6 protein-coding genes and 2 pseudogenes are annotated in these 10,395 nt (G+C 57.2%); 3 read left to right on the forward strand and 5 right to left on the reverse strand.

The window, feature by feature from the left end:
* Positions 1 to 385 precede the first annotated feature (385 nt).
* The 4 genes from DH10_RS26570 to DH10_RS26585 are packed head-to-tail and all read right to left on the reverse strand — an operon-like array spanning position 386 to position 7,188.
* A complete protein-coding gene (locus tag DH10_RS26570) occupies positions 386 to 1,564 on the reverse strand; it encodes a Wadjet anti-phage system protein JetD domain-containing protein (protein ID WP_192246875.1) in 1,179 nt (392 codons plus the stop codon).
* A complete protein-coding gene (locus tag DH10_RS26575; protein WP_192385540.1) occupies positions 1,561 to 5,025 on the reverse strand; it encodes an SbcC/MukB-like Walker B domain-containing protein in 3,465 nt (1,154 codons plus the stop codon). The genes DH10_RS26570 and DH10_RS26575 overlap by 4 nt, the downstream gene beginning before the upstream one ends.
* Positions 5,022 to 5,672: a DUF4194 domain-containing protein gene (locus DH10_RS26580; protein WP_192385541.1), complete on the reverse strand. Its 651-nt coding sequence runs from the start codon at positions 5,670 to 5,672 to the stop codon at positions 5,022 to 5,024. Before DH10_RS26580 ends, DH10_RS26575 begins: the two co-directional genes overlap by 4 nt.
* Positions 5,662 to 7,188 (reverse strand): Wadjet anti-phage system protein JetA family protein, encoded by a 1,527-nt coding sequence (locus DH10_RS26585; RefSeq protein ID WP_192246869.1) that lies wholly within the window; start codon positions 7,186 to 7,188, stop codon positions 5,662 to 5,664. The genes DH10_RS26580 and DH10_RS26585 overlap by 11 nt, the downstream gene beginning before the upstream one ends.
* A gap of 362 nt (positions 7,189 to 7,550) precedes the next feature.
* On the opposite strand from DH10_RS26585, the gene DH10_RS26590 reads away from it, so the two are divergent.
* Positions 7,551 to 7,805, forward strand: coding sequence for a hypothetical protein (locus DH10_RS26590; RefSeq protein WP_192246867.1), 255 nt, complete (start codon positions 7,551 to 7,553; stop codon positions 7,803 to 7,805).
* A 596-nt stretch (positions 7,806 to 8,401) separates the two neighbouring features.
* A pseudogene (locus DH10_RS26600) lies at positions 8,402 to 8,841 on the forward strand (IS110 family RNA-guided transposase); the annotation flags it as partial.
* 388 nt (positions 8,842 to 9,229) lie between these two features.
* On the opposite strand, the gene DH10_RS26605 reads toward DH10_RS26600, so the two are convergent.
* A complete protein-coding gene (locus tag DH10_RS26605) occupies positions 9,230 to 9,697 on the reverse strand; it encodes a Ros/MucR family transcriptional regulator (protein WP_192246865.1) in 468 nt (155 codons plus the stop codon).
* 303 nt (positions 9,698 to 10,000) lie between these two features.
* Between DH10_RS26605 and DH10_RS26610 the strand changes: the two are divergent.
* Positions 10,001 to 10,395: pseudogene (locus DH10_RS26610) on the forward strand (putative bifunctional diguanylate cyclase/phosphodiesterase); the annotation flags it as partial.

The raw sequence follows: 10,395 nt of genomic DNA on the forward strand, positions 1-10,395 counted from the left end.
AACTGGATAGAAACTGGGGGCAACGTCAGACCTCATCGGGTATCGATATATCTAACTCCCGAAGAACTTTGAGAAGGACGAGGGCTACTGACGTGAGGCTTTCTTACCTCGGCGTAACAAGATGGCGGCCAACTAGGGCAACCGTTCATACTTGGGGCGCCCGGAATCGAAGCCCCCCAACAACGTCGAGCAGCAAGCGACCTTAATGTACGTCACTCGATCACCGCCTCACCGGTGAATTGGATCGTCAGCCAGGCCGCGATTGAGCCGAGCACGCAGCTAGCTTGCCTAGCGGCAATGGCAAACCGAGACAATCCCGAATGGGATGGCAATCATGAGCTCGATGTTCATGGTCATCCTCTACGAGCATTGCCATTGGCCGGCGTCACGTGACCCGCTGCATATTTCCCAATAGGCAAGGAATAATGGGATCGAGTTCCTCCTGCTCTAGGTGTTTTGCACCAGGTTCCGAAAGATACGCAATCAATTCAAACAGAGAGGATTCGTCAGTTTTGGCAACTCTGCTCGCCACCTTCGCCGGTACATTGCCATGCCTTTCTGCCAATTCTAGGGTCATAAGGTGTGGAGTCAGCCTGCGGCCAAATGCCCTCTCAACCGTGAGGAAAATCCAGATGCCGTCAGGGTCTATGTCGGACCAGTGGTAAAACGGAACTTCGTTGGGGAAGCGCCGGGCAATCAGGCCCAGCGCTTTCTGAACTCCAGCGGACGGATAACCGCCGCCGTAAATGACCAGTCCACGGCGATCTGGGTCTGCCTCGGTCACGTGCCTGACGAAGCTCGTGTAGTTCTCCACCACGAGGACGTATTCCGGCGTCCGGCTGAACGAGACGGTATCAATTGCATCGGCCGGAAGACCTAGAAAGGCAGTGTCCAATTGGGTCCCACCAAAGGCGACCGGGCCGGAAAGGAGGAGAGGAGGAGACACCTTTTCCAGCCCGAGCGCACCGAGTGCCTCGCGAGGACTGGCGCCCTCCGGGATATCTGCGCCCACGCCACGGAGGACCCTTGCGACAGCCGCCTCTAGCCGCTCCAATGCCTTGCTGTCCCCGACAGCCCTCCGAGAGAAAGTGCGATAATCCAAACCGACGTGTTGCCGTCTGTGGATGGCTTGCGCAAGCGCGAGCGCACACTCGAGCGAACGCACATCGCCGGGAACAATGCCTGCCCACCGCCGATTCCTGGACCAGGTTTCGGCAGCTTCCTGCGCATGCTCAGCGAACAGGGCAGAAAACTCGGTTCGGCGAAATAGATCCTCGAGCGCCAACGCCGAGCGTTGGCTAGAAGGAATTCGTTTGACGAAACGATAGAGGGCTGCCGCATCTGCGATACGCACGAATTTGACCTCGCCAGTTCGCCGCCCCTCCTCCATCCTAAGCTCGACGGCTCCCGCCCGACTTGCCTCTTCCAACTTCTTCCGAAAACTGTCGGCATCGACGATGCTCGAAAAGGCACCGTTATCCGGATAAGCACGTGCGTTCGCTCGACCATCTTCATGCTTATCCAGAAGATGAGAGAGGAGGGCGCTCGGATCGGTGAATTTCACTCCGCTGCCATCCTACGCAATGCATCGTCATCCATGAGTTCGGGGTTGATCCGCTGCAGTTCCTTGCGAGCCTTTTCCTTCACTTGAACTACGGTCGTCTCCGATTGCCCGCTGCCAATATTGTCCACTTCGACAATGGCATGCATGTAGCCAAGCAAGGAAGGCCGCCGTTCTGGTGGCGCAGCGACGATCACCTGCAGGCCAAGGCTTTCATAGAAGCTCATCATCTGCCGCTGGTTTTTGCCGTCCAGCTTTGCAAAGGCTTCATCGAAGACGGCAAGTGCCATTCCAAGTTGCGATCCCAATCTCCCTTCGGCGGTCCCGTAAACGGAAGCCAGCGAGGCACCGATGGCAACGTAAAGCGGGACTTGTTGCTCGGCGCCGGAACCCGTGCCGCGACGAGTTTCCCACCGTGTCTTATGCCCGGTATCGAGGTTCTCCATGTGAATCTCGAAAACGAAGAAGCTCCGATAATCCTCAAAACTGTCGAAGTCTGTATCAGGATCCTCTAGGATGCGCTTCACCTCGTCGAGCACGGGTTTGTGGGGGGAGCCTTCAGGTATCTCACCCTTGAAGAGAAGATCCAGCGCATCCTCGGAAGTCACGTAGATCTCGACCGCTTTCAAGATCGGCGAGTACTGAGCCACTTGCGTCCTGCTGAACGAATATCGCTCGCCGTGGAATGCGTGATTGCGGAGGCTATGGTTCAGCGAGTCAATATCCCGCCTCAGTTTGGAGATGCGTGAGTGGAGAGAGTTGACGAATTCGCCGCGAAAGATAGACGAGACTCGCTCAGAAGCTTCAGCCGCCAGTGCTTCATGCCGCGTGAGCTCGTTCTCCTCTATATCCCGTAGCGTGGCCTCCACCCAGGGCAGAATGTCCTTCAGGATGTCGCTTTCTGCTCCGACCTCGGAGCTTATGGGAGCGACGTCAAAATAGCTCCTCATGGCGGCGCGCACATTCCTGTCGGCCTCCATCATTCTATCTTTTGCATGTTTGAAGCGATCCTCCGCGCGCTGTCCAATCGCACGATGAACCCCGGCCAATGCTTCGTAACGGGCAGATGGATTACTTGGGATTTGTTTACCCGCGATCCTCTCCCGGTACCTGCGATTAGCCGGCACTGCGGCCGTCAAGCGCCAGCTGTGTTGGAACATGCGCCGGGCGAGATTCCGCGAATGGCGCGAACCCTCTTGGTTGGTAAGGCCCGTGAGCGTTTTCCTCGCGGTTTCAGCTTGTTTCTGGTAAGCTCCCTGCCTCTTCTGGATTGACGTGAGCTCAACATTTCTGGCGTGGACATAGGCCTGCTGAACCCTCTTCTTCTCCTCAAGTTCATATAGGCGTTCCAGGTCGCCTTGATCCACCGCCTCTAGCCTGGATCGAGCCTCTCCTGCCAGCCTCTCCTGCTCCTGCGCTCTTTCAAGCAGACCTGCCACTGTCTCGCCGTCTGCAGGCGAAGCCACGATGGCAGCGGAGCGATCAACCTCGGAAAGGATACGCCTTCGCTGGGATAGGGTTTCGATTTCCTCCTGCAGCACCTCGAACCGCCTTTTCTGCTCCAGGAAAAGTTGCTCCTGCGCCGCCCTGCCGATCTTGAGGCGGGAGGCGTCCTCCAGGCGAGTTCCTCGTAACAGCCCATCATCATAGAGGCCGTCAGCCATGAGGGCACGGCCGGGTTGGTTAAACTCCTCCATGGTGCGGGCCAGCCGCACATTGCCATATCTGCGCTGCAGGAAGGCGACCGCGTCTTTGTCATCGGACTTGAAAAGCGAAGGGAACCAACCTGACTGGACCGGATTCTGGTATTGCTCGAGCTTGTTTAGGCTGACTAGGGAAGCCTGGCGTAGCTCCCGCCTGTTTTCTCTCAGGATCGTCGTTGCCATATGGATGTGGTCGCGATCGACGAAGATCGCTTCCCTGTCTCGACCGAGAAGACCTTCAGCCGCTTGTCCCCAATGCTTGTCGGTAATGTCAATGATGTCGCAAAGCGCTCTCGGAACCATCCCGGCCATGCGAAGGAGCCTCATCAACTCGCGGGTATGGTCGCCGAGGTGAGAATCTCGTGAACCGGAAGCGGCCGCCTCGATAGACCGAGACAGCTTGTCGACCTCCTCAATCTTCGTATGCAAAGCGGCTTCCGCCTCGCTACGGGCCCTCCCAATTCTCTCGGCGCTTACGGGGAACGACGCCAGGAACGCTTGTTCGATCCCTGCCGTGGTTGCTGTGTTCCCACGCTTAACCGCCTCGGCCACCGCGGAGGCGTGGGCGGCCAATTCGCGGGAGCTTACTTCACCCTTTCCGAGTGCTTCGGCCGCAGCGGCGATCCGCTGCATATGCTTCACTCTTTCAGAGACCCGTTTGAGGCAATCTGCGGCGGAAAAGGAATAGCTTTCGGCCATCTTCTTAAGATCGTCAATGCCCACCTTGGCTTTGATCGCTTCGATCTGCTTGATGATGCGGTGTACATCCTGGTTCGCTTCGGTGATCGAACTGTTCAGGTCGTTGATTTCTTCGCTCTCGGCTAGGAGAAATGCCTCGGCTTCCTTGACCTCTTCTTCGAGTGCCCGCATTGCCGCCGAGGCCGCGAGGTACCTTGCCTTGCGACTGATCCAGTCCTCCTCGACGTGTTCGTTGAGGTAGTTTCTAAAATCTTCCGCTCGCGCCTTGACCACCTTCAGCCGTTTCGCACGCTCCTGCATGTTCTTGATGGTCTGGTTGACTTGTCGGTAAGTCTTCAGCGACTCTCTCAGTTCACCGATCCTCATCGGAGACTCCTCGAGGATATAGTTCCTGACAAAGTCTGTTGCAGACAGGCCCTGGTTAAGCGTCATGCCGTTCACAATCGCCTTTGCAAGCGCGGCGGCGTTTCCGGAAGTCGGCGCCGATCGTGGAACCAAGTCACGCATATATTCCCGGATGTGGTCCGTGGCGCTGTCGCGGTGGTTTACGAACCCGCCACCGCATTCCCTCTCTAGTGATTGCCTAACATCCTCCCATTGCGCGAATTCTTGCCTTCCTTCCCGCTCACGTAAGAAATCCGCCGTCTTCAATATTTTGCCGCGGACGACGAAACGGCCGAGTATGGTTTCGGCAGGCTGTGTCTTCCTTGCCTCCATGGCGAGGCCTACCGTCAAATCGGGCTTCACTCCCTCGGCGTCGCGAAAACTGACGGCCACGTAGGTAAGGCAGGCTTCGCGCCGAAAATCGCCCTCTCCACGGGCACCGAGGCAGTAACCCTGTACCGTGCGCCTCGGACCGCTTCTGCGACGATTTTCACCAGCGACTGGGTTGAGATTCATGTACCGCCCGCTGGCGCCGGTGAGCACCACCTGGATCATGTCGAGGATTGTTGATTTGCCCGAAGCGTTTTCACCGAGGAAACCGACGTGGCCGCTAACCGGAATATCTTCAACGCTGAACGAATGCCAATTGACCAACGCGAGATGAACGAGTTCCATCATTGCAATTTTTCCTCGACGGGACCGGGCTGGCGGGGCTCGTAGTCCTCCAGCGCAACCTGCTCCTCAATGCGCCGCAGCGCGTCGGATCCGGAAACCAACTTGATTATCGGCCGGACCACCACCTCCCGATCCTGAAGGACACGATCGAACTCTCCGAGCCAGATTAGGTTACGCGCAGCAAGATCCTCAAGAACGTCCTGGAACCTCGATTGGGGCATAAGCATCTTTGTGCCCCTTTCGGCCATTTCCCTGTACTTCTCGTAGAGGACGTTAAATGTTGTCAAGACCGTCGCACGTTCTTCAACGTTGCCCTGGTTCGCTTCGTCCTGCCAATGGGCCGCTGCCACCAGAAGAACGATAGTCTCGTCAGCCTTCATTTTTGGCGTTGACGACATCTCCTCGTCAGCCAGCGCGATCCCTGCCCACTGTTCGTCATGCTCGCGGTGGACGCGGTAGCCGATGCAGTCAAAGAATCCGTCGATCACTCTTCTAAAGCGACTATCCATAATTACATCATAGACGGTCGCCACACCCCGATCGCCCGAATACACGAATTGATGACGGAGGAGGTATCGGCAAGCTTTCCGAAGGTCGGCACCCTTGTCCGCGCCGTATCGGGCCTCGACCTCTTCGAACTCATTCAGCATCCATGCCTCCAGCCGTGGCAGCCCGTCTCCGGATTAGGAAGTTACCGCATTTTATCCAATCGCTATCGTGCTGCGGTCCTTTAGAGTCATCCACGATCTCAAACGCCGCTGCGATAGAAGGCGGGAGATCGCCTGGTTTGGTGAACCGTCGGATCACATCGAAGGCAATGAATGAGTCTACGTCTTCTATCTCCAGGAAGCGCGCCTCTTTCGTCACCGCGAATGGAACTTTGTCATGCAGCCATTGCAGCAATTGTCTCTCGTCTGGAACGATTCTTTCCATGTACTGCTTTTTGAGTTTCTTGCGCAGCACCAGCAATGGATCCACTATTTTGGGCGGGACGGCCATTGGTTCCAGCGCCCTACGTGCTTGCCGCGGTTGCGCGAGATGCCGCTCGGACCACGGCGTACGCATCGGCTCGATCGGGAGGGGAACCCAGGCGAACTCAGAAAGAGCCGGGCGCTGGTCCATTACCTTGTGGAGCCGGTGTACGAGAGATGCGGCCCGGCTTGAAATGCCACTGCTCCCTTGCTCCGCATATTTGACCGTGTTGCGAAGACGCTGTTCAAGCTGTCGCCGAAAGATGGCGATCCGGTCGAACATCTCGCCGATCCCATCAAAAACTTCCTGGATCGATAGAAGGTCGGTCTCTGCTGTTCTGAGCCCATTCTCATGGATGTCGGCCATCCCGTTCTCGACGTAGCCCGAAGCGATGGTCTTCATTATTTCGGGATCGACCGAGATAGCGCGAGCCAGATCAAGGATGTGGTCTTTGAATCTAAAGGGATGATTGAAAGTGTGGATGGCTTGGAAGTCTTTCAGAACCAACTCGCCGATGAATTCCTGAAAGTATGCGTCTACCCTCTCGCGCATGCTCCGCGATTCCATAATGGTCCGGCGGATCCGCCTCAGGTCGGAGAGGATGGCCCTGAGTGTCTTGAGAAAGGCCGTGGCCTGTTCTCTCGCCTGCACCACAGCGTACGCAGCATCCACGGCCTCCTTTCCTGAAGAGTCCGCCTGGAGTTTCGCCGCCAGTTCCAGACTTTGTTTCACGTTGACCACGACGCCACCAAAGCGCTGGCTCACGTCGGATTTCAGGCTGGACAGGAGCTGCATGACCAGGCTGGCTCCCATCGGCATATCGACCGTTACCCTTAGCCCATATTCTTCCTCTTCGAGCCAGCCGGTCTGGATCAATTTCTGGTAGGCAACGCTCGCGACCCGCAACGCTGTCTCGGCAGCCTCGTTCGCTTCGCCAGCAAACTTGAGGCGTCTACGACGCTTCGACACCAGGTCAGGCAGGCCCTCACCAACATCGTCGCCCTCTGCAAGCAGATCAGGCTTTCGCTTGATAAGATCATAGATTGCGTGAACGACCTCCTGAGGAGTTGGGAATGACGCCCCACGGGAGAAGAAGCGCTCGTAGATATCCAGTAACGCCGCCTCATAGAGGAACCGGAATTTGCGTGAAAAGATCAGAAACGCGTCATCATTAAGATAACGGAAAAGTGCCATTTGTGGCGTCTACCCCAAGGTGCCCGCGAATTTATGCCACCGCTTGGTAGACCAAACAACCCGAGAAAACGCGGTCGAGAACAATCCGGCGATCTCGAGGCAACGTTCCTGCAAACTTGAGCGAGTCGGCTGTGCTTGCGTGATTTGCTCTGAAGACCTCGGTTGCTCTTCCGGAGGATGGAGCCAGGATGCGACAAGCGCTCGTTCCAGCCCGTGGATCAGAATTGTCGATGTGGTGGAAAACCGGCTACTGTTGCGACCCTACAATTTCGATCCCGGATCATCTTTCCAATGGAAACCAAACTCTCGCTGGTCATTAAGGCCCTAGGAGCTCCGCTCAATCGCTGGTTCAGGAATGCTGCTTGCAAATCAACGCATACGCAGAGGCCGAGGAACACCTCGACGACTATCACCGCAATGAATGCCTTGAGAACGCATCGGCGATCTTGAAGGCAAACACGATTCGCGGGCGTGCCACTGTCGGGGTTGTATTTGAGTTGCTCGGATTGGCTCAATCGTTGAAGGCCTTTGATACAGAGTTCGAAAGCGTTGCGGAGAAGCTTGGGCAGGTCAGCTATTGGGACGAGTACTTAGGCTCCCTTACAATGAGGCTGTAGATGTGCTCAGTTCCCGTCTCGACTTGCTTGCCGCGCTCGTAGAGACGCCATCCGAGGTACGAGAGCAGCGACGCGTGCTGGCCAGGATGCTGCGGCAGTTGTCGCACTACATTGAAGGGACCGGCAATCTTCCTAAACGAGAGAAGGATGTTCAGGATCATCTGCAACTGGTTCTCCGTCTCGCCTTCCCTGACGTAGTTCGCGAGGCGCCTGTCCTCAAGCAGACAAAAAAGCTATTTTCCCGACTTCGGGATCGATACCATCGGCACCGCCATAGAGGTGAAGTTCGTTGATGACAGGAAGAAGGCGGCATTGGCGGTTGGCGGTCTCTACGAGGACATGAAGGGCTACGCGAATAGCAGCTACTCGCAGTCGTAGGTCTGATCTATATGATAGGCAACTATCTGGCGCAGGACCAAGTGGATGCCGGTGGGCACGCCGAAGAACTGGGCTGTCTACCTCGTGGTTGGAGCTGGCGGGCGGGTGTCGAAGACCAAGTAGCGTCCACAAGTCGCTTCGGCCGAGGCGAATGGAGCCGCGAATGGCGCAGAAAGTCAGCGGCAGAACGTCCCTGCGACCGGCGCTATTACGCCATGATGAGCAACGTTACGACGATCGGTCTAGATATCGCGAAGTCCGTGTTTCACACGGCGTGGATGCGGCTGGGGAGGTTGCCGTCCGCAGAAAGCTTACGCGTGGGCGCGTGCTGGCATTCTTCAAGAGCTTGCCGCGATGCCTGGTCGGGATCGAGGCGTGCAGTTCGTCGCATTATTGGGCTCGTGATTCACCGCACTTGGCCACGATGTGCGGCTGCTGCCGGCAGTACGTGAAGCCATATCTGAAGCGGCAGAAGAACGACGCTGCAGATGCAGAGGCGATCTGTGAGGCGGTGACCCGGCCGACGATGCGCTTCGTGCCGGTGAAGTCGCCCGAGCAACAGAGTGTGATGATGCTGCATCGGGTTAGGTTGATGCTCAACCGCCAGCGCACACAGATATCGAACGCGTTGCGGGCGCACCTGTCCGAGTTCGGGATCGTGGCGCCGATCGGACGCAATGGAATCGAGCAACTGCTCTACGTCATCAACGACGAGAACGACGCCAGGATAGGGCCTCCGTGCGAATCCCTACGCAGACGATCCGCAAAAGACGATTTACAGCTGGAGCCTCGGCATTGCTCGCTGAGGTCCTGCGTCCCGGCAAGAGCAGGATGGACGCAGCAAGGTCCGATATGTCGACGGCCGCTCGATAACAGCGCGCGAGAACATGGCCGAACCCGGGACGGCAGATTGTTGCGGGTCGTCGCGAATTCCATGCAACACCCGGCTGATTGCAGGGAAGCGCGATCGGTCGCCGTCTCTTTCACGTTCCGCGCGGATTATGCCAGTGGCTGCGCGCTCAGGAACGAACCTCGATAGATGAAAACTAGGCTGCAACCTTCTTGCGGGTCCGCTTTGCCGGCGCCGGCGTTTCCGGCTCTTTCGGTTTGCGTCCGAGACCCATGGTCTTGGCCAATGCCGAGCGCGCCGCGGCGTAGTTCGGCGCGACCATGGGATAGTCCGCCGGCAAATGCCATTTGGCACGATATCCATCCGGCGTCAGCCCATAGTGGGTCGACAGATGACGCTTTAGCGATTTGAATTTCTTCCCGTCCTCAAGGCAGATGATGTTGTCCGGCGTCACAGATTTCCTGATCGGCACAGCAGGCTTGAGAGCCTCGGGTTCTTCTGCGGAAACGCCGGCGCCGGCCGTGCCCTTCAGTGCCGCGTGTACCTGGCCGATCAGGGCAGGAAGTTCTCCCACCGGAACCGGATTGTTGGAGACATAGGCCGAGACGACATCGGCGGTGAGCTCGATGAGGGTGTCGATGTTTTTGTCGGCTTCTTCTGTCATGAAACTCTCCAGGCGGCTTGAAACACAGTCGGCGAAGTGTTGCTTCATAGTGGCGGTTGTCGTTGAAAGCAACAAATGCATCGGCAGGATTATTGCGATGCTCGTTCGCTGGGCAGGCTTGGGTCAGTCCCACCTAGCCGAGGAACAAACCTTAGCCGCACTGCCGAGTATCTCGGCGACGACCGAGAGGGACGATCGAAACGTAAAGGATTTGCGGTTGAAAGTTACTTTTCCCGAAGTATTCAGTGCTAAGGGACCGCCCAACACGCAGCTGGCTACTCTACCGCGGGGAGTGAAAGAGTGATGCAGCGTCTGTCTGCCGCAAGGCTCGGTGACCTTCTGGCGGGAGACCTGCGTGTTTTTGGCGGGCCCTCGACGATCGAACCACTTGCCGGCCGCATCAGGGCGGAGCAGGTCAGTATCGTGCTTCGCAACACGCTTCTTGGCATGGTTGCGAATATACTCAATGCGGCCACTTTTGTCATGGCGGTCTGGGGCTCGCCCGACCAAACGAAAGCCATCCTCTGGGCGAGTGTCGTCATCGTCGCCGCTGGTTTCGTCGGCCTAAGAGCGAGATCTTCGTTTCAGTCGGTCAAACCAAGGTCGGTGTCTCGCCGCACTACGCAAAACCTGGTGCGCAACGCCTTCCTTTTCGGCACTTGGTGGGGCGCACTTCCCATTTTGTTCTTCAGTGGGGC

It is taken from the genome of Mesorhizobium silamurunense, from assembly GCF_014843825.1.
Classification (GTDB): domain Bacteria; phylum Pseudomonadota; class Alphaproteobacteria; order Rhizobiales; family Rhizobiaceae; genus Mesorhizobium; species Mesorhizobium silamurunense.